This window comes from Nonomuraea sp. NPDC049655 (assembly GCF_044465465.1).
In the GTDB taxonomy this organism is placed as follows: Bacteria; Actinomycetota; Actinomycetes; order Streptosporangiales; family Streptosporangiaceae; genus Nonomuraea.
This window is the reverse complement of the sequence record NZ_JBITLS010000003.1, coordinates 381,302-401,393: the sequence shown is the minus strand read 5'-3', so window position 1 is coordinate 401,393 and position 20,092 is coordinate 381,302. Positions and strand designations below refer to the sequence as shown.

Genomic DNA, 20,092 nt, shown 5'->3' with positions numbered 1-20,092 from the left:
ATCTAGAGATGCCTGGGCCTTATGGGACTGCCGTTAATGCCGGTACTGGTGGTGTTCGTCCGCTCGCGATCGGTTGACGCCTCTCCCCTGCCCGCTGCCCTTGACGTCTTGAGAAGGAAGTTCCGCGTTGCGCATCCTGCTCCTGTGTTCCTCGTTCAACGGCCTGACCCAGCGTGCCTGGCTGGAGCTGCGGCGGGCCGGCCATGATGTGAGCGTCGAGCTGGCGATCTCCGAGCGGGTCATGGTGGAGGCGGCCGAGCTGGTCAAGCCGGACCTGGTCATCTGCCCGTTCCTGAAGGAGCGGGTGCCGGAGGCGTTGTGGCGCGGGCACCGTACAGTGATCATCCATCCGGGGCCGCCCGGGGACCGGGGGCCGTCCTCGCTGGACTGGGCGATCGCCGAAGGCGAGCGCGAGTGGGGGGTGACGGCGCTGCAGGCGGTGGAGGAGATGGACGCCGGCCCCATCTGGGGGTGGCGGACGTTCCCGATGCCCTCGGAGCCGCCGCGCAAGTCGGCGCTGTACAACGGGCCGGTGGCCGACGCGGCGGTGGAGCTGGTGGCCGAGGTCGCGGGCAAGGCGGCCGATCCGTTGTTCGCGCCGGCGCCGCTGGACTACCGCTCCCCCGAGGTGACGGGGCGGCTGCGGCGGCCGATGCGGCACGCCGACCGGGAGTTCTCCTGGGAGCAGCCGGCCGAGGAGATCGTGCGGCTGGTGCGGGCGGCTGATGGGGCGCCGGGTGGCCGGGCCCGGTTGTGCGAGTTGCCGGTGCGGGTGTTCGACGTGCACCGGGGTCCCGATCTGGCCGGGGCGCCGGGGGCGGTGGCGGCCCGGCGTGAGGGTGCGGTGCTGGTGCACACCGGTCAGGGGACCGTGTGGGTGGGCCACCTGCGTCTGGAGGCGGGCGCAGAGGCGGGCACGGAGGCGGGCTCGCAGGCGGGCTCGCAGGTGAGTGGCGTGAAGCTGCCGGCGACGATGGTGCTGGGTGAGCGGCTGGCGGGTGTGGGTGAGCGGGCCGGCTACAGCGAGATCACCTACGAGCGCGGCGAGGAGGTCGGGGTGGTGAGCTTCGACTTCTACAACGGCGCGATGTCCACCGACCAGTGCCGGCGGCTGGCGGCGGCGTTGCGGTACGCGGCGGCGCAGGACACGCGGGTGCTGGTGGTGCGCGGCGGCGAGGTGTTCTCCAACGGCATCCACCTGAACGTGATCGAGGCGGCGCGTCATCCGGAGCTGGAGGCGTGGATGAACATCAACGCGATCAACGCGGTGTGCCGGGAGATCGTGGCGTGCACGTCGCAGCTGGTGGTGACGTCGATCGCGGGGAACGCGGGGGCGGGCGGGGTGATGATGGGGCTGGGCGCCGACCGGGTGATCGTGCGGGAGCCGGTGGTGCTCAATCCGCATTACCGGACGATGGGGTTGTTCGGCAGTGAGTTCTGGACGTACGTGCTGCCGCGGCGGGTGGGGGCGCAGGCGGCGGCGGAGCTGACCGGGCGGGCGTTGCCGGTGGGGGCCGCCGAGGCGGTGGAGCTGGGGCTGGCCGATCGGGTGGCGGGCGGGTCGCGGCAGGAGTTCGAGCGGCGGGTGGTGGACTTCGCGCACCGGCTGGCCCAGGACTCCTCCTACGAGGCGTTGCTGGCGGCGCGGCGGCAGGCGCGGGAGGCCGACGAGCGGCGCAAGCCGCTGGACGCCTACCGGGCCGAGGAGCTGGCGGAGATGAGCCGGGACATGTTCGACGACCGCAACGGGTTCCGGGAGGCGCGCCGGGCGTTCGTGGGCAAGGCGCGGGCGCAGGCCACTCCCCCGCATCTGGCGGGTCATCGGGAGCTGTCCGGCGCGTCGGGCCCCGGGGTCGCGGCGGCATCTCATATGTGAGATATGGTCGTGTGTTGTGGCAGATGATTACCTTGTGCGGATCGGTCGGCTCATCCGGGATGCGCGTCAGCATCGCGGTTGGACGCAGCTTCAGCTGGCCGATGCGCTGGCGACGAGTCAGAGCGCGGTCAACCGGATCGAGCGCGGCAACCAGAACATCAGTCTTGAGATGATCGCCCGGATCGGGGAGGCGCTCGACAGCGAGATCGTGTCCCTGGGGTATGCCGGTCCGATGCATCTGCGGGTGGTGGGCGGGCGCCGGCTGTCGGGCAGCATCGACGTCAAGACGTCCAAGAACGCCTGTGTGGCGTTGTTGTGTGCGTCGCTGCTGAACAACGGCCGCACGATCTTGCGCAAGGTGGCGCGGATCGAGGAGGTCTACCGGATCCTGGAGGTGCTGGCCTCGATCGGGGTGCGGGCGCGGTGGATCAACGAGGGCAGTGACCTGGAGATCGTGCCGCCGGCCCGGCTGGAGCTGGAGGCGATGGACACCGAGGCGGCCCGCCGTACCCGCAGCGTGATCATGTTCCTGGGGCCGTTGATGCACCGTACGGGGGAATTCCAGATCCCGTACGCGGGCGGCTGCGACCTGGGCACGCGTACCGTCCAGCCGCACATGTCGGCGCTGAAGCACTTCGGGCTGGACATCACCGCGACGGGCGGCTTCTACCACGCCAAGGTGGACGGCGGCGCCGCGCCGGCGCGGCCGATCGTGCTGACCGAGCGCGGCGACACCGTGACGGAGAACGCGCTGCTGGCCGCGGCCCGGCATCCGGGGGTGACGGTGATCCGCAACGCCTCCTCCAACTACATGGTGCAGGACCTGTGCTTCTTCCTGGAGCAGCTCGGCGTGCGGGTGGAGGGCATCGGCACCACGACGCTGACGGTGCACGGGCTGGCCTCCATCGAACGCGACGTCGACTACTCCCCCTCCGAGGACCCGGTCGAGGCGATGAGCCTGCTGGCGGCCGCGGTGGTGACCAGTTCGGAGCTGACGATCTGCCGGGTGCCGGTGGAGTTCCTGGAGATCGAGCTGGCGGTGTTGGAGGAGATGGGGCTCGACTGCGACCGCACGGGCGAGTACTGGGCGGCCAACGGGCGTACCCGGCTGGTGGACCTGACGGTGCGGCCCTCCAAGCTGGTCTCCCCCATCGACAAGATCCACCCGATGCCGTTCCCGGGGCTGAACATCGACAACGTGCCGTTCTTCGCCGCGATCGCGGCCGCGGCGCAGGGCTCGACGCTGATCCACGACTGGGTCTACGACAACCGGGCCATCTACCTGACCGAGCTGACCCGGCTGGGCGCCTCGGTCAAGCTGCTGGACCCGCACCGGGTGCTGGTGGAGGGGCCCACGCGGTGGCGCAGCGCCGAGATGATGTGCCCGCCGGCGCTGCGCCCGGCGGTGGTGGTGCTGCTGGCCATGATGGCGGCCGAGGGCACGTCGGTGCTGCGCAACGTGTACGTGATCAACCGCGGCTACGAGGACCTGGCCGAGCGGCTGAACGCGTTGGGCGCGCGCATCGAGACCTTCCGCGACATCTGATTTTCGTCGGTGGCGGCCGCTACCGTCTCCTCTGCAAGCTGCATCCCTGCGCGCGGCGTCGTCCGCGGGTGGGTGCGTTCGGTGCGTCGCCGAGATGTGAGGAGGGGAGCCGGTGCGGCCCGCGGAGCTCGACAGGTTGACGGTGGGACAGGCGGCTGACCGCTACGTGGAGCTGGTGGTGGCCAAGACGTCGACGGGCGCGCTGTCCCCGGCCACGGCCGAGGTCTACGCGCGTGACGTGGCCACGCTGGTGGCGCTGGCCGGCGCCGACGTGGTGCTCGACGACCTGACCGGCGAGGACGTCGATGCGATCTTGCTGGCGTTCGCGCGCAAGCCCGACGCGCGGCAGGCGGGCGGGTCGGGGGCGGGGCAGTCGCCGTCCTCGCAGGCCCGGTTCCGGCGGTCGATCTCGGCGTTGTTCAAGCACGCCACCCTGGCCGGGTGGGTGCAGATCAACCCGATGACGGCGGCGACGGTGACGGCCAAGCAGCGAGGCGGGCTGCGTCCGGAGCGGCGGGCGCTGACGCGGGAGCAGGCCCAAGGGCTGATCGGCGCGGCGCGGCAGTTGCGGGAGGCGCCCGAGCAGGAGGGCAAGCGCCGCGACCAGCGCACGCAGTTGCGTGACGCGGTGATCGTGCTGCTGCTGTCGACGGTGGGGCCGCGGGTGTCGGAGCTGGTGCGCGCCAACGTGGAGGACTTCTACACCAACGACGGGGTGCGCTACTGGCGGATCTTCGGCAAGGGCGGCCGTACGCGTGACGTGCCGCTGCCCGACGACGTGGCCGAGGTGTTGCAGGCCTACCTGGCGCGGGGTCGCAGCCAGGTGGCCTGCGCCGACGACGGCAAGGCGCTGCTGCTGTCGTGGCGGGGGCGGCGGCTGGCGCGGGGCGACGTGCAGGCGGTGATCGACCGGGTGCAGCGGCACGTCGATCCCGATCAGCGGCGTTCGGTGACGCCGCACGGGTTGCGGCACACCACGGCCACGCATCTGCTGGCCGACGCGGTCGACATGGACGCGGTGCGGCGGGTGCTGGGGCACAGCGACCTGTCGACGCTGGGGCGTTACCGTGACGAGCTGCCCGGGGAGCTGGAGGTGGCGATGCGGTCGCACCCGCTGTTGCGTGACAAGCCGTCGCGATAGGGCCTGGGCCCCAGGGGGCGATCGGGGTCGTGATGGCGGCCATCGGGGTCGTGATTGGCCGGGGGCGGGCGGGGGCTGGTTAGCTCGGCCGCGTGAACGGACAGATCACCACCGGATGGGTGGACATCGCGGGCATGGCGGCCTACACGGCCCTGCCCGTGGGGGTGCGGCGGCCCGTGGGCGTGCTGGTCGCCGGTGAGATCTTCGGGGTGAGCGGGTACGCGCGGCGGATGGCCGACAGGCTGGCGGGGTTGGGGCATGCGGCCGTCGTGCCCGACTTCAACCACCGGCACGAGCTGCGGCCCTTCCCCGCGGGCTCTTCGGCGGGGCTTGTGCCGGAGGGGGTCGAAGCGGGGGTCGAAGCGGGGGTCGGGGTGACGGTTGCCGGGGATGCGGTGACGGGTGGCCCGCTGGGGCGGGTGGTGGAGTTGCCGGTCGATGCGGCCGGCCGGGAACGGGGGCTGGAGCTGGCCTGGCTGCTGCGCCGGGAGCAGGTGCTGGATGACGCGCGTGCCGCGTCGGAGCACCTGCGGCGCGTGGGCGCCCGGCCCGCTGCGGCGGTCGGGTTCAGCCTGGGCGGGCACGTCGTGTGCTCGGTGGCCGGTGAGCTGGGGCTGGCGGCGGCGGTGGCGCTGTATCCGGGCTGGCTGACGGGCACCGAGCTGCCGCTGAGCCGGCCGGAGCCGACGCTGGAGCGGGCCGCGCGGGCGCCGGGGCGGCTGGTGGTGCTGCTCGGCGCCGACGACCCGATCATCGACGGCGCCCAGCAGCGGGCGATCGCCGAGCGGCTGGAGACGGTGGTGTATCCGGGGGCGAGCCACGGGTTCGCCGCCGACGAGCGTGACACCTTCCACCCGGCCGCGGCTCAGGACGCCTGGCGGCGCATCGAGGACGTGCTGGACGAGGTACGCCGCTCCCGTACGGAATGACCCCGGCCCGGACGGTCAGGCCTGGACGGTCAGGTGCGGGCGGTCAGGTGCGGGCGGGGGTGGCGCGGACGGCCAGGCGGTCGAGGGAGATGCCCAGGACGTCGGCCAGTGAGGCGATGGTGAAGAACGCCGGCGTGGCGATGCGCCCGGTCTCGATCTTGCGGAGGGTCTCGGCGGACATGCCGGCCGCGGCGGCGACCTCGACGATGCTGCGCTCGCCTCGGGCCTGGCGCAGCATGTGGCCGAGCTGCTCGCCGCGCAGCCGCTCCTCGGGGGTCAGCGGGGATCGCACCATGCCGCCCACCCTACACCCGCGGGATACTTATACCGGTATTGTTATCGCCCCTGGGCAGACCCCCAAGCCGGCCTCAGGGTCAGGGGATGCGGGACACCTCGGGGAAACGGCTGTCGGGCTCCTGGAACAGGCGGGTGGGCTTGCCCAGCAGGTGCAGGTCGAAGAACGCCCCGACGTAGGCGCGCTGGGCCGCCACCGATCGTTGCGGATCGATCGTGCCGACGAAGTCGGCGACCGGCACCCCGCTCTGCTTCTCGTCCTGCTTCTCGTCCTGTGCCTTGGGCAGCGCCGCGGCGATCTGCGGCAGCAGCGCCTGCAGGTCGGTGAACGAGCCGTGCGCGGCGCCCTTGAACCGCAGCTCCCGCTTCCACCCGGTCGAGGCCCGCCAGAACGATTTCCAGCTCGGCTCGCTGTCGCGTGTGTGTGTCTGGGCCGCCAGTTGCAGGAACGGCCTGGGCACGCCGGTGGCGGCGACCGGGCCGACGTAGCCGCCGTCGAGGTTGACCCCGGCGTCCACCCGCGGGTCGTCGTGGACGAGCTGGGCCGCCACCGACCCGCCCAGGGACTGCCCCAGCGCCCCCACCCGCGTCAGGTCGGGCGCGCCGCGCAACCCGGCGGGCATCTCCCCGCCGCCGATGGCCCGTCCCTGCCCCAGGGCCGTGACCTGGTTCAGCACGAACCGCATGTCGGCCAGCCGCGCCCGCGCGTGCCGCTCCAGCAGCGCCTCGATGACGCGCGGGGTGAGCTTGGCCGGCAGCGGCAGTGCGCGCACGACCCGCCCGCCGGGGAACTCCACCTGGTCGGCCTCGTAGGTGTGGTCCACGGTGACGACGAGGTAGCCGCGCGAGGCCAGGTCCTGCACGAGCGTGGTGCCCAGCGTGCGCGGCCCGCCGTCGCCGGAGCCGAACAGCACGACGGGCAGCCGGCCAGCGCCGCGCTCGACCGGCGCGCCGGTACGGGCGGCGGTGCGGGTGGCGGCCCAGTCGACGGCGCCCTTGGCGATGCCCATGGGCGGCGCGGAGCGGCGGTCCCAGTCGGCGGCGGCCAGGGGCGCCATGTGGGGGGCGAGCGGCTGCGTGCCGCCCTTGGCCGGGTACCACAGGCTGACCATCAGCTCGCGGTACGGCTTCGACCGCACCAGGGGGTCGCGGCGGGAGCGGTCGACCAGGCGCAGGGCGACTGTTCCCACCGGGTGGGGGCCGCCGGGCGCGGGCAGGGCGACCGTGACCGCCTGCCGCGCCTGCTGTGCTTGTTGCGCGTGCAGGGGGACGGTGACGGGCGTGAGGGTCAGGGCGGCGACGGCCAGAGGGGCCGCGTACGTCTTCACGGGCATGCCGGTGTTCTCCTCGAACGGGACGGAAGGCGGGGGGTGTGGTCCGAGGCTGGCAGGCGGGCTCGCGGGCGGGCCAGCGGCCAGGGGCTGACCTGCGGGTACGACTTTCGGATGAGGGGCCGAGATGTTCCTCCTCGCGGAGGATGGGGGGCGCCGGGGCGCGGCCTTTAGGGTGGGCGCATGACTCCGGCCGCCCGCTCGACCGCGCCACCCCGATCGACGGTCGACTCAACGATCGACTTGGCGGTCCGCCCAGTGGTTCGCTCGGTGATGGGTTCGGCGGTCCGCCCAGTGAGCGGCTCGACTGTCGGCTCGGCGATCCGTTCGGTGATCGGCTCAGTGATCGGTTCGGTGCCGCCTGTGGCTGCCGACGCGTTGCTGGCTGCTGTGATCTTCGTGGTCACGCTGGGGCCGGGCCGGGTGGCCGAGGGCGGCCCTGCGGTGCTGGCCCTGCAGGTGGCTCTGGTGGCGCCGCTGGCATGGCGGCGGCGCGCCCCGCTGCTGGTGCTGTGCGTGATCGGCGGCACGGCCGCCCTGCAGTGGGCCATCGACGTGCAGCTTCCGGCCGACGCGGCGCTGCTGGTCGCGCTCTACACGGTGGCGGCCCGCCGTTCGTGGGGGGCGACGCTGGCCGCCGCGTTCGTGCTGGAGGCCGGGGTGGTGGCGGCCGCGGCGCGGTGGGCGCCGCCTGGCCGGATGCCGTTGACGGTGGCGGCGCTGAGCGCGATGTCGGCCGCCGCCCTGGCAGCCGGGCTGTGGGCGCGGGCCCGGCGGGCGTACGTCGCCTCCCTGGAACGCGACCGCGACCAGCGGGCACGTCTGGCGGTCGCCGAGGAGCGTGCCCGGATGACGCGCGACATGCACGACATCGTCACCCACAACCTGTCGGTCATGGTGGCGCTGGCCGACAGTGCCGCCTACGTCCACGACCGTGCGCCCGGTCAGGCTGTGGCCGCGATGGCGCAGATCGCCGACACCGGCCGCCAGGCGCTGCGCGACATGCGCCGCTCCCTCAACACCGACCAGGACACCGACCGAGCCGCCTATCAAGCCACTGACGGAAGCGCCGACCGAGCCGCCGACGGATCCGCCGGTCAGGGCGTCGAGCGAGGTGTTGACGGAGGCGTTGACGGAGGCATCGGCCAGGGCGTCGGCCAGGAGCAGGAGCCGGGCATCGCTCCGTCGCACCCGGCGCCCGGTATCGCCGACCTCGGCCCGCTGGCCGACCGGATGCGCGCCGCCGGCCTGCCGACCCGGCTGCGGGTCGACGGCGACCCCGCCGACGTCCCGGCCGCCGCGCAGCTCACCCTCTACCGGCTGGCTCAGGAGGCGCTGACGAACACGCTGCGGCACGCCCCAGGCGCTCGCGCGCACGTCCAGGTGCACCTGACCCGCCGGCGGGCCGACATCGAGATCACCGACGACGGCGGCCGTCCGGCGCCCCTGCGGCCCGCCGGACGGGGGCTGGCAGGGATGCGCGAACGCGTCGCCGCCTACGACGGCACCCTGCACGCCGGCCCGGCCCCCGGCGGCGGCTGGCGGGTCGCGGCCGTCCTCGACCTGACCGGCCCGGACACGAGCGGCCCGGACACGCGATGAGCCTCGACCTGACCGGCCCCCACGCGAGCGGCCCGGACGCGCCATGAGCCTCGACCTGACCGGCCGGGACGTGCCATGACCATCCGGCTGCTGATCGCCGACGACGAGGCGCTGCTGCGGATGGCCTTCCGCATGGTGCTGGACGCCGAACCCGACCTGCACGTCGCCGGCGAGGCCGCCGACGGCGAACAGGCCGCCCTGCAGGCCCGCCGGCTGCGCCCCGACGTCGTGCTCATGGACGTCCGCATGCCCGGCCTGGACGGCATCGAGGCCACCCGCCGGATCGTCCGCGACTGTCCCGCCTCTAAGGTGCTCATCCTGACCACCTTCGACCTCGACGAGTACGCCTTCGCCGGGCTCAAGGCCGGCGCCGCCGGGTTCCTGCCCAAGAACACCCCGCCCGCCGACCTGCTCACCGCGATCCGCAACGTCGCCGCGGGCGAGGCCGTCCTGTCGCCGCGCGTCACGCGTCGCCTGCTGGACAGGTTCGCCCCCCAGCTCACCCCCGGCCCCCGCGAACAGCACCGTCTGCTGGACCTGCTGACCGCCCGCGAGCACGACGTGCTCGTCCAGGTGGCGCGCGGCCTGTCCAACGCCGAGGTCGCCGCCGCCCTGCATCTGGCCGAGGCGACCGTCAAGACGCATCTGAGCCGTGTGCTGCTCAAACTCGGGCTGCGTCACCGCGCCCAGGTCGTGGTGTTCGCCTACGAGAGCGGCCTGATCCGCCCCTCCTCGTGATCCCTCTCCGCCCGGTGGACCAGCGCGGCGATCCTGGCGCTCACCTGCCGCCACACCCCCGGCGGGAACCCGTGTCCCATCCCCTCGACCAGCAGGAACTCCGCGCCCGGGATCGCCTGCGCCGTGGCCCGCCCACCGGCGGGGTCGGCGGCGGCGTCGGCCGCGCCGTGGATCACCAGCGCCGGCACCTCCAGCCGAGACAATCCTTCCCGCCGGTCGCCCGACCCGATCACCGAGGCCGCCTGCCGCAGCATGCCGGCCAGCGACCAGCCGCGGTCCCAGGCCCGCTCGGCCACCGCCCGTACCGCCTCCAGGTCGGCGGCCACGCCGCGGGCGCTCGCGCCGGCCACCATGCGCGCCACGTACAGCTCGCGCGTGGTCGGCGGCGGCCCCGGGACGCCCCGCGTGGCGCCGGGGCGCGCCGGTGGGGGTGTCATCCGGTCGCCGTGCGTGGACATGATCGAGGTGAGCGACCTGACCCGCCCAGGCTGGGCGACGGCGACCGCCTGGGCGATCATGCCGCCCAGTGACGCGCCCACCAGGTGGACGCTGTCCAGGCCCAGGACGTCCAGCAGCCCCACGGTGTCGGCGACCAGATCGGCCAGCGTGTAGGCCAGCGAGGACAGGTCACCGGCCAGCGCCGCGGTGAAGTCCGGCTCGCCGGCGCCGTCGAAGTGGGTGGAGCGCCCGCAGTCACGTCCGTCGAACCGGATCAGCTGCAGGCCGTGCCCGGCCAGCTCGGCGCACAACCCGTCGGGCCAGTTGATCAGTTGACCGCCCGCCCCCATGATCAGCAGCACGGGCGGCGCGGCCCGGTCGCCCAGCCGCTCGTACACGATGTCCAGCCCGGCCGGCCCGACCCCGGACGCCGTCTCCTCGCCCACTTCCTGGCCCACTTCCTCGCCCCCCTTCCGCCCCTTCCCGGCACGGACGGAAACTGTCGGCGCCCGTCGCTACCGTGACCGCATGGACGACAGCATCGTCATCACCGGCGCGCGCGTGAACAACCTCAAGAACCTGTCCCTGCGCATCCCCAAGAACCGGCTCGTCGTCTTCACCGGCGTGTCCGGCTCCGGCAAGTCGTCGGTCGTCTTCGACACCGTCGCCGTGGAGTCCCAGCGCCAGCTCAACGAAACCTACTCCTGGTTCGTCCGCAACCGGCTGCCCAAACACGAGAAACCCGAGGCCGAGGCCATCGACAACCTCGGCGCCGCCATCGTCGTCGACCAGAAGCCGGTCGGCGGCAGCTCGCGTTCCACCGTCGGCACCATGACCGACATCCTGCCGATCCTGCGCGTGCTGTTCTCCCGCTACGGCACGCCCAGCGCCGGCTACTCCTACGCCTACTCCTTCAACGACCCCCACGGCATGTGTCCCGGCTGCGACGGCCTCGGCCGGGCCGTCCGCCTCGACCTCGACGCGCTGCTCGACCCCGGCAGGTCCCTCGACGAGGGCGCCATCCGCTTCCCGCTGTTCGGGGTCGGCACGTGGCAGTGGCAGATCTACGCCCGTTCCGGCACCTTCGATCCGGCCAAACCCGTCGCCGACTACACGGAGGAAGAGCGCCACCTGCTGCTGCACGGCGGCGGCTTCACCGTCGAGGTCCGCGGCAAGAACGGCACCCTCAACAAGGTCGACTACGAAGGCGTCGCCGACCGTTTCACCCGCCTCTACCTCAAACGCGACCTGTCGGGGCTCAGTGACAAGACCCGCGAGGCGGTCCTGGCCTTCGTCACCGAGGGCACCTGCCCCCAGTGCCGGGGCGCGCGTCTCAACCAGGCCGCCCTGGCCACCATGATCGGCCCCCACAACCTCGCCGACCACGCCGCCATGGAGATCACCGACCTCATCGGCGTCCTGACCGGGCTCGGCAACCCCGTCGCCGACACCGCGGCCGCGGCGTTGCGCCGCATCGACCAGATCGGCCTGGGCTACCTCACCCTCGACCGCGAGACCACCACCCTGTCCGGCGGCGAGAGCCAGCGTCTGAAGACCGTCCGCCATCTCGGCTCCAGCCTCACCGGCATGACCTACGTCTTCGACGAGCCCAGCGCCGGCCTCCACCCGGCCGACGTCGGCCGGCTCAACACGCTGTTGCTGGCCCTGCGTGACAAGGGCAACACCGTCCTGGTGGTCGAGCACGACCCCGACGTCATCGCCGTCGCCGACCACGTCATCGATCTCGGGCCGGGAGCCGGTCTGCACGGTGGCACCGTCGTCTACGAGGGCTCCGTCGAAGGGCTGGCGCGCTCCGGCACCCTGACCGGCCGCCACCTGCGGGCCCGCACCCCGCTCAAGAGCGCCGTGCGCCGCCCGACCGGGCACCTGACCATCACCGACGCCGCCCTGCACAACCTCGACCATCTCACCCTCGACGTGCCGACCGGTGTGCTGACCTGCGTCACCGGCGTCGCGGGGTCCGGCAAGTCGACTCTCATCGGCGAGGTGTTCACCGCCCAGCATCCCGGCGCGGTCGTCGTCGATCAGGGCGCCGTGAACGTCTCGGCCCGCTCCAGCCCGGCGTCCTTCATCGGTGTCCTGGATCCGGTCCGCCGTCTGTTCGCCCGCGCCAGCGGCACCCAGCCGGGCCTGTTCAGCTACAACTCCACCGGCGCCTGCCCCGCCTGCGAGGGCCGCGGGGTCATCCACACCGACCTGGCGTTCATGGACCCGGTCACCGCCGTGTGCGAGATGTGCGGCGGCAGCCGCTACAACCCCGAGGCCCTGCGGCACCGGCTGCGCGGGCACACCATCGTCGACGTCCTGGCCCTGACCGCCGAGCAGGCCGCCGCGTTCTTCACCGAACCGGCCATCCGCGACCGCGTCACCACGCTGGTCGACGTCGGCCTGGGCTATCTCACCCTCGGCCAGCCCACTTCCACGCTGTCGGGCGGCGAACGCCAGCGGATGAAACTGGCCGGCGAGCTCACCAAGACCGGCGCCGTCTACGTTTTGGACGAGCCCACCACGGGCCTGCACCTGTCGGACGTCGACACCCTCATTGACCTGCTCGACCGCATCGTCGACGCCGGCAACACGGTCATCGTGGTCGAACACCACATGCAGATGGTCAAACGGGCCGACTGGGTCATCGATCTGGGGCCGGGCGGCGGCAAGCACGGCGGCCGCCTGATGTTCCAGGGCACCCCCGCCGACCTGCTGACCGCTTCGGGGTCCCGTACCGCCGAGCATCTGGCGGCCGCGCTTGCCTGACCGGCCGCGGGAGGGGTTGGGCTGATCGTGCCGGGGGCGGCACGATCAGCCCTGGGGGCAGCCCAGTGTCAGCCCTGGGGGCAGCTCTGAGGTCAGCCCGGTGTCAGCCCTGGGGTTCCTCCGCCGGGCAGCCGATGCCCTTGGCGGGTACGGACGCCGAGATCAGGTAGCTGTCCATGGCGGCCGTGGTGCAGGTGGTCATGCCGTAGACGCCGTGGCCCCAGCCGTCGTAGGTGAGCAGGGTGGCCTTGGGGCCCAACTGACGGGCCACGTTGGCCGACCACGCGTACGGCGTGTCGGGGTCGTGCCTGGAGGTGGCCACCAGCAGCGGCGTGCTGCCCTTGTACCGCAGCGGGTGCTGGGGGTTGTTGACCGGATGGCCCTGGCAGATCGGCATGTCGCCCATCGGCATCGGGTTGTAGCGCATGTCGGGGGCCACCGCGTTGGAGGCGCGCATCACCTCGGCGTACTCGGCGTAGCCCCGCAGCGACAGGTTCCAGTCCTGGCACAAGATCGCGGTGGGCAGTTCGGCGTACTGGCCGTTCACCGGCCAGTTGCCGGGAGGGCCGGGCATGTCCTCGGGCACCGGGCCGCCCGCCAGCGCGAGCAGCACCTTGGCCTCCAGCCGCCAGGCGGGCGCCTCGTTGAGCACCACGCCCAGCCACTGCAGGTTGTGCGCGCTCACCGGGCGGCCGTCGCCCGGCCACAACAGCTGACCGCGGCCGGCCTTGGCCAGCAGCCCCTTCCACAACGCCCGGATGTCGCGGCCGCGCAGGACGCAGTCGCTGTCGCGCTCGCACCAGGCGATGAACTCCTCGAAGCTGTCCTGGACGGTGGCGGCCTCGCTCACCTGGAACGCCTTGACGTCCAGGCTGTGGTCCATGTTGCTGTCCAGCACCATGGCGCGGATCCGGCCCGGGAACAGCTCGGCGTACATCTGCTGGGCCAGCGTGCCGTAGGAGACGCCGTAGGAGGTCAGTCTGTCCTCACCCAGCGCGGCGCGGATGGCGTCCATGTCGCGGGCCACGTTGACCGAGTCGAGGTGGTCGTACAGGGGGCCGGTGAGCTTGCGGCAGTCGGCGCGCAGCCTGTTGTCGAAGGCGACCCACGTCAGGTAGTCGGCCTGGCTGGTCATGACCGGGTAGGGCATCTGGTTGTACACCGAGGCCGAGCAGGTCACCGAGCGGCTGCGGGCGACGCCGCGGGGGTCGTAGCCGACGATGTCGAAGCGCCGCTGGATGTCCTGGCTGAAGCCGGAGGGGCGCAGGATGTCGTTCACGCCGGAGTTGCCGGGCCCGCCGGGGTTGGTCAGCAGGGAGCCGATCCGCGCCGACGGGGTGGTGGCCTTGCGGCGGGCCAGGGCCAGGTCGACGGTCGGCCCGTCGGGCTCGGACCAGTCGATGGGCACGGCCAGCGTGCCGCACTCGACGGTGGGTTCTTCCTCGCACGGCCCCCAGGTGATGCCGCGCTTGCCGACGGCATCCGTGACGTCCTGCCGGGTCACCGCCGCGCCGGCCGTCCCCGCCATGGGGACGGCTAACAGCGTCGCCATCGCCATGAGGGCGGTGGCGAGCAGGGATGTTCTTCTCAGCACATTGCTCCTATCGTCGATCGGCACGTCGATCGGCGGGCGGGGCTGCTCGCACGGCGCGTGATCGGGCCCCCTGGCCTGGCCGCGGAGCATCGCCCGTCCTGCCTCAGCGGTCTGTTGCGGGGCCGCTGCCGCGCCTCTCCTTGATCACGACTCGGAATCTAACAGGCGAAGGCCGCGCCGGTGGACATTACGTCAGAATCTGGACAAATGCGGGGGGGGCAGGGTCTTACGGACGTGACCCGTTCGGCTCCATGGCGCGACGGTGCGGACCCGACCTCCGGCTCGTGACCGTTCGCCACCTCGGGCGCTTCCCCGGGCACCTGGTGACGGGTCCAGCCTGGCAGGGCCCGCCGAACCCATCACCACGTGCGAGTCAGGCGCCGGTGATCGCCTCGTCCGAGCGCAGGGTCTCGGTCCGGGTCCGCAGGAACGTGCGCAGGGTCTTCGCCTCGGCGTCGACCTCGGCGGTGTCGGCGCCGTCGTTCAGCTTGTAGGCGGCGACGAGGTCGACGAGCAGGCCGGAGGCGGCGCCGCTGCCCAGCAGCTTGGTGTACAGGGCGCGGTACTGCTCCTCGTACATCTTCTTGAAGGTGGCGTTCTTGAGGAACTTCTCCTTCAGGGGGTGGCTCATGCCCATCATGCCGCCGCCGGGACGCCCCTGCCCGCCGCCGGGCGCGGTGAGGCCCTGAGGCGGCTGCCCCTGCCGGGGTTGCGCCGGCTGGCCCTGCGGCTGGCCCTGCTGCTGGTTCTGCGGCTGGTTCTGCTGGGGACGCCCAGGGCCGAAGCCGCCCATCCCGATCGTGTCGTGCACGCCGCTCTTGGCGTCGCCGTTGAAGGCGAGGTTGAGGTCCCAGGTGATGACCTTGAACTTCCTGGTGGCCGTGTCGTACCACAGGTAGTAGTTCTTGCCGGGGCCGGCCATGTCGTCGAAGTTGACCATGATGTGCTGCAGGGCCAGGTAGCGGGCGAACGAGGTCACGTCCAGGCGGTCGGCCAGGCCCTCGGCGAACTCGGCGTCGGAGGCTTCGCCCGTCCACCTGACCAGGTCGATGACCGGCTGCAGGTCCTTGCCGCCGACCTTGTTGATCTGCTTGAAGTCGCCGGCGTACTCGGTCTGGTCCTCGCCCTTGTAGGTGAAGGAGCCGGTGGCCAGCGACTTGTACAGCACCCCGTCGCCGAGCTCCGCCGCGTAGCCCTCGTCCAGGTACTCCACCACCAGGCGCGGGGTGGACGCGCGGCCGTTGACGGTGAACGAACTGTAGGCCGAGCGCTGGGTCGGCTCACCGGAGGCGCCGACCAGCGCGATGCCGAGCGCTTCGTTCAGCATCGTCGTCGAGCCCATCGCGGCCGGCCGTACGGCGACCTGGGTCCGCCCCTGGTAGCGGCGGCCCTCCACGAACTCGTCGAAGCTGATCAGCCAGGGCAGCTTCTCCGGCTCCTCGGCCTTCAGGGAGGCGCCGGGCATGCCGCCGCCGCCCTGCGGCTGCCCGTTCCGGGGTTGCCCGTTCCGGGGTTGCCCGTTCCGGGGTTGCCCGTTGCCGGGCGGCTGGAAGCCGCCGGGCACGGCCCGCCGCTTGGACTGCCCCTTCCAGGTCAGCTGCCCCAGCGTGGAGTTGCCCTTGAGACGGACGCCGACGCTCGGGACGCGGGTGCCGTCGATCGTCAGGTCGGCTTCGACGTACTTCTTCTCGCCGTCCTTGAAGTACTCGCTCAGCATGTCCTGGTAGGCCTCGTCGGTGAAGGTGAGCTCCACCTCGTGCGCGGTGGAGGCGTCGAACAGGTCCTTGGTGCCGGTCAGGTTCGTGGTGACGGTCCTGGCCTCGGCGGCCTGAGCGTTGGTGACGTACGGACGGATCGTGCCGCTGCCGAAGACGCCCCAGCAGGCGGCCAGGAACGCCGCGCACAGCGCGACGAGCCTCCAGTTCTGCCGGAGCCTGACGGGGACACGGTGCTTGAGCCGCTTGGTCTGTGCCATGTGCCGGGCCTACAGGTCGGTCTGGTCGTACCCGGTCAGGACGGTGACCGACTGGCCGTGGTTGCGCTCGCGCAGGGCGGTGATCAGGTCACCCGGCTCACTACCCTTCTTGATCTTGACGGTGTACATGAGCTCGGTGAGGGCGCCCGCCCTGATCGACTCCATGCTGACCAGCTCGAACTCGTCGGTGTGCCGGACGAGCACGTCCTGGATCGAGGCGGCGAGGTCCTCCTGCGAGGGAACCTGGACCTTCACGACCTGACGCCGCACGTCCAGCTGGAACCAGTCGAACCGGTGCATGACCATGACGATCAGCGAGATGGCGACGGCGGCGACGACGCCCAGCAGGTAGAAGCGGGTGCCGACGGCCATGCCGACGCCCATCACCAGGAAGATGAACCCGACGTCGCGGGTCTCCTTGATGGCGTTGCGGAACCGCACCACCGACAGGGCGCCGACCAGGGCGAAGGCGCGGGCGATGTTGGACCCGACGACCAGCATGATCAACGAGATCAGCATGCCCAGGACGACCAGCGTCTGGACATAGGACTGGCTGTAGGACACGTTGCGGTGCGTGGCCCGGTACACCCAGCCGATCATGGCGCTGAGCACGAACGACAGGGCCATCGCGACGGCGATGTCGGCCACGCTGAACGTGCCGGACAGGTCCTGGAAGGAGAAGTCCATCGGGGTCATGCCTCCGGAAGAACGGTCGACGGGACGAGATCGTGGTCGGGAACGTGGAAGATCGAACGCGGCGCCAGCCCGTGGGCCTCGACGCTCTGGCAGTACTTGGAGACCCGCACCACCTGCAGGTTCCGCTTGGCGGTCAGATCGGTCAGCCAGTACGGCACGCGCTCGTCGGCCTTGACCTCCACGATCGACTTGCCCGCCGGGACGATGAACCGGTTCTCGGCGTCGGCGCCGAGGTGGAAGTCCCGGTCACGGCCGCGGATGCGCCGGTCGAACGTCACCCGCAGGCCCACGTCGGCGTCGCGGCCGAGGTAGGCATGCCGCTGGTAGCCGGTCATCGCGACGGGCCGCAGGTCCAGGCGCAGCACCAGGTCGAGCACCTCCTCCAGGAAGGCCCGCTGGGACGGGTCGTGCTCGACCATCTGCCGCCCGTCGCACAGGCGCAGCGCGTCGGCGTACGCCAGGGACACCCGCCGCTTCTGGGTGACCCGGTTGACCCGCTGCTTGATCTCGACGAACACCGGCGTGGCGCCGTCCACGCGCCAGCGGTCGCCGTAGTGGCGCACCCGCAGCTTCCTGCGGAACTTCAGCCCTTCGATCTTCTCCCAGTAGAAGCGCAACTGCCGGGTGTCGTAGTAGACGCTCCAGATGCCGTAGCCCGCCTCGCCGCTGTGCTGGTCGCGATCGAGCCGCTGCTCGATCTCCTCCCGCAGCGCGACCGCCTCCCAGGCGTCCACGAGGTACTTGATCTCGTAGCGGTTGAAGGCGTGCAGCTTGCTGGGGGCCCGCAGCCGGTGGCCCTGGTCACCGACCGCCTCCGACGGCGGCTGACCGGCCTGCTCAGCTGCGGAAACGGCTGATTTGCGGAACCTTTTCAGCAATGTCCCTCCCTTCGTCAGCACACATCTGACCGCACGAAGCTGGGAGCAATGTGTGAACCGCACCTGACGAGAGGATGAACGGCCGGAGTGCTCAGCCGTCGCGATGCTGCTCAAGGGGCAGCAGCACACGGAAGGCGGTGCCGCGCCCCGGAACGCTGGTCACCTCGATCCGGCCGTCGTGCGCCTGCACGAGCGCCGCGGCGATGGCCAGGCCCAGCCCCGTTCCACCACTGTCACGGGAACGGCCGGGATCGGCCCGGTAGAAGCGGTCGAACACGTGCGGCAGATGACCGGCCTCGATGCCCTGCCCTTCGTCGCGCACCTCGACCAGCGCGGCCCTGGCGTGCGGAGCGGGCCCGCCGCCGACGTGCACCACCCCGGCCGCGGGAACCCCGGCCACGGCGCGAGGGGCCACCTCCACCCGGATCTCCGCCTCCGCAGCCGTGTGCCGCATCGCGTTGCCGACCAGATTGGCGATGACCTGGTGCAGCCGATGTTCGTCGCCCAGCACGAACACCGGCTCGGCCGAGACGACCAGCCGGATCGGCCGCTCGCGGTCGCGGGCCTGAGCGGCATGAACGACATCCCCGGCCAGCACGTGCAAATCCACGACGGTGGGCGCCAAGGCGGGCTCCTGGTCCAGCCGCGCCAGCAGCAGCATGTCCTCCACCAGGACGCCCATGCGCTCGGCCTCGGCCTCGATCCTGCGCAGCAGCCGCTCGGCCACCGCGTCCCGGGGGCCCTGGCCGTGATGGTAGAGCTCGGCGAAGCCCCGGATGGAGGTGAGCGGGGTGCGCAGTTCATGGGAGGCGTCGGCGACGAAACGGCGCAGCCGCTGTTCCGACCACCGGCGGGCGCGCAGAGCGGCCGACAGTCGCTCCAGCATCGTGTTGAGCGTCTGGCCGAGCCGCCCGATCTCGGTGCGCGGATCGGCATCGGCGACCCTCCGGTCCAGATCACCGGCGGAGATCGCCCGCGCCGTGCGCTCGACGCGCGTGAGCGGGCGCAGGCCCAGCCGCACCACCGCCCAGGCCACGGCACCCAGCAGCACGAGCACCAGCGCTCCCGCGGCCGCCTCGATGACCAGCAACTGCCGCACGGTGGCACGGTTGGCCTCCAACGACATCGACAAGGCGACGCGCTCGCCGTTCGGCAACTGCCTGAGCAGCACCCGCCAGTCCTCCCGCCCACTCCGGTCCTGCACCGTGAACGGCCGGTACGGCACCGACCTGACCGCCTCGGCCGGGACCTGCGGGCCGCCCGTCGCGTCCGCGGGGACCAGCCGAGCCAATCGCCCGGCACGGTCATAGACGGCGATCCGGAACTGGGTCGGCAACTGGACGCTCCCGGGCGGCGGCGGAGGCCCGATCGGCGGCCGGCGGGCAGAGGTGGTCGCGGAGAACTCGGCCAGCTGCGCATCCACGCGCGACAGCAGCGACTGCTCCAGCATCACGGTGCCGGCGACCGCGAAGACGGCCAGCCCCGCCGCCGCCAGGCCGAGCAGAGCCACCAGCAGCCGCAACCGCAACGGCCACGGACGGCGAGCCACCCTCACGACGTGCTCTGCAGCCGGTAACCCACGCCACGCAGAGTGTGGATCAGCGGCGGGCCACCGGCGTCGATCTTCCGCCGCAGGTAGCTGATGTAGGACTCGACGATCCTGCTCTCGCCGTCGAAGTCGAAGTCCCACACGCGGTCGAGGATCTGCGCCTTGCTGACCACCCGTCCCGCATTGATCATCAGGTACCTGAGCAGGCTGAACTCCGTCGGCGACAGGTGGATCGGCCGCCCGGCCCGGCGCACGGTATGGGCCTGTACGTCCAGCTCCAGGTCCGCATACCGCAGGACGCCGTCGTCGGCCTGCTCCTCCGGCGGGCGCGTCCTGCGCAGGATCGCCCGCAACCGCAGCACGACCTCCTCCAAGCTGAAGGGCTTGGCCACGTAGTCGTCGCCGCCGGCCGTCAGCCCCGCGATCCGGTCAGGCACCGCGTCCTTGGCGGTCAGGAAGAGCACCAGAGGACTGTCACCGGCCTCACGAAGCCTGCGCGCCACCGTGAACCCGTCCAGGCCGGGCATCATCACGTCCAGCACGATGATGTCCGGCCGCTCCCGGGCCACCTCCTCCAGCGCCCGGCGGCCGTCCGAGACCGCCCGCACGGCGAAGCCGTTCAGCTCCAGGGCCTCCGACAGCAGCTCACGGATGTTCGGCTCGTCGTCGACCACCAGCACCCTCGCGGCGGATTGTTCGTTCACCACATCGTTCTACCTGCACATGGTGA

General features: G+C 71.9%; 16 protein-coding genes. 7 read left to right on the top strand and 9 right to left on the bottom strand.

The annotated features are described in order from the left end of the window. The first annotated feature begins 127 nt into the window (after positions 1 to 127). The 4 genes from ACIBQ6_RS11540 to ACIBQ6_RS11525 all read left to right on the top strand — a co-directional run bounded on the left by ACIBQ6_RS11540 (position 128) and on the right by ACIBQ6_RS11525 (position 5,492). Positions 128 to 1,876 (top strand): enoyl-CoA hydratase-related protein, encoded by a 1,749-nt coding sequence (locus ACIBQ6_RS11540; RefSeq protein WP_397211387.1) that lies wholly within the window; start codon positions 128 to 130, stop codon positions 1,874 to 1,876. 16 nt (positions 1,877 to 1,892) lie between these two features. Further along, entirely contained in the window at positions 1,893 to 3,422 is a 1,530-nt protein-coding gene (locus ACIBQ6_RS11535) for a UDP-N-acetylglucosamine 1-carboxyvinyltransferase (protein WP_352326032.1), read from the top strand. Positions 3,423 to 3,534: 112 nt separating this feature from the next. Then, positions 3,535 to 4,563, top strand: coding sequence for a tyrosine-type recombinase/integrase (locus tag ACIBQ6_RS11530; RefSeq protein WP_397211385.1), 1,029 nt, complete (start codon positions 3,535 to 3,537; stop codon positions 4,561 to 4,563). Between the two features lie 92 nt (positions 4,564 to 4,655). Beyond that, positions 4,656 to 5,492, top strand: coding sequence for a dienelactone hydrolase family protein (locus ACIBQ6_RS11525; RefSeq protein WP_397211383.1), 837 nt, complete (start codon positions 4,656 to 4,658; stop codon positions 5,490 to 5,492). Positions 5,493 to 5,535: 43 nt separating this feature from the next. Here the strand turns inward: ACIBQ6_RS11525 and ACIBQ6_RS11520 are convergent, their stop codons facing one another. After that, the gene (locus tag ACIBQ6_RS11520) at positions 5,536 to 5,787 is read right to left on the bottom strand and encodes a helix-turn-helix transcriptional regulator (protein WP_358286695.1); all 252 of its coding nucleotides are present in this window, start codon (positions 5,785 to 5,787) and stop codon (positions 5,536 to 5,538) included. Positions 5,788 to 5,866: 79 nt separating this feature from the next. After that, the gene (locus tag ACIBQ6_RS11515; RefSeq protein ID WP_397211381.1) at positions 5,867 to 7,120 is read right to left on the bottom strand and encodes an alpha/beta hydrolase family protein; all 1,254 of its coding nucleotides are present in this window, start codon (positions 7,118 to 7,120) and stop codon (positions 5,867 to 5,869) included. Positions 7,121 to 7,480: 360 nt separating this feature from the next. On the opposite strand from ACIBQ6_RS11515, the gene ACIBQ6_RS11510 reads away from it, so the two are divergent. Beyond that, a complete protein-coding gene (locus ACIBQ6_RS11510) occupies positions 7,481 to 8,719 on the top strand; it encodes a sensor histidine kinase (protein ID WP_397211379.1) in 1,239 nt (412 codons plus the stop codon). A 75-nt stretch (positions 8,720 to 8,794) separates the two neighbouring features. Then, positions 8,795 to 9,457, top strand: a complete 663-nt coding sequence (locus ACIBQ6_RS11505) for a response regulator (protein WP_397211377.1) — start codon at positions 8,795 to 8,797, stop codon at positions 9,455 to 9,457. On the opposite strand, the gene ACIBQ6_RS11500 is transcribed toward ACIBQ6_RS11505, so the two are convergent. After that, positions 9,424 to 10,353, bottom strand: coding sequence for an alpha/beta fold hydrolase (locus ACIBQ6_RS11500; RefSeq protein ID WP_397211375.1), 930 nt, complete (start codon positions 10,351 to 10,353; stop codon positions 9,424 to 9,426). The genes ACIBQ6_RS11505 and ACIBQ6_RS11500 overlap by 34 nt on opposite strands. A 70-nt stretch (positions 10,354 to 10,423) precedes the next feature. Between ACIBQ6_RS11500 and ACIBQ6_RS11495 the strand changes: the two genes are divergently transcribed. After that, positions 10,424 to 12,670: an ATP-binding cassette domain-containing protein gene (locus ACIBQ6_RS11495; RefSeq protein WP_397211373.1), complete on the top strand. Its 2,247-nt coding sequence runs from the start codon at positions 10,424 to 10,426 to the stop codon at positions 12,668 to 12,670. Positions 12,671 to 12,773: 103 nt separating this feature from the next. Here the strand turns inward: ACIBQ6_RS11495 and ACIBQ6_RS11490 are convergent, their stop codons facing one another. From ACIBQ6_RS11490 to ACIBQ6_RS11465, 6 genes are all read right to left on the bottom strand, one after another. Continuing rightward, a complete protein-coding gene (locus tag ACIBQ6_RS11490; protein WP_358286681.1) occupies positions 12,774 to 14,264 on the bottom strand; it encodes an alpha/beta fold hydrolase in 1,491 nt (496 codons plus the stop codon). A 373-nt stretch (positions 14,265 to 14,637) separates the two neighbouring features. After that, entirely contained in the window at positions 14,638 to 16,239 is a 1,602-nt protein-coding gene (locus ACIBQ6_RS11485) for a CotH kinase family protein (RefSeq protein WP_397211371.1), read from the bottom strand. Between the two features lie 9 nt (positions 16,240 to 16,248). Then, positions 16,249 to 16,935, bottom strand: a complete 687-nt coding sequence (locus ACIBQ6_RS11480; RefSeq protein WP_358286677.1) for a DUF4956 domain-containing protein — start codon at positions 16,933 to 16,935, stop codon at positions 16,249 to 16,251. Then, positions 16,932 to 17,813 (bottom strand): polyphosphate polymerase domain-containing protein, encoded by an 882-nt coding sequence (locus tag ACIBQ6_RS11475; RefSeq protein WP_358286675.1) that lies wholly within the window; start codon positions 17,811 to 17,813, stop codon positions 16,932 to 16,934. Before ACIBQ6_RS11475 ends, ACIBQ6_RS11480 begins: the two co-directional genes overlap by 4 nt. Before the next feature lie 91 nt (positions 17,814 to 17,904). Then, positions 17,905 to 19,368 (bottom strand): sensor histidine kinase, encoded by a 1,464-nt coding sequence (locus ACIBQ6_RS11470; protein ID WP_397211369.1) that lies wholly within the window; start codon positions 19,366 to 19,368, stop codon positions 17,905 to 17,907. Further along, positions 19,365 to 20,066 (bottom strand): response regulator transcription factor, encoded by a 702-nt coding sequence (locus tag ACIBQ6_RS11465; RefSeq protein ID WP_397211367.1) that lies wholly within the window; start codon positions 20,064 to 20,066, stop codon positions 19,365 to 19,367. The genes ACIBQ6_RS11470 and ACIBQ6_RS11465 overlap by 4 nt, the downstream gene beginning before the upstream one ends. Positions 20,067 to 20,092: the final 26 nt, after the last annotated feature.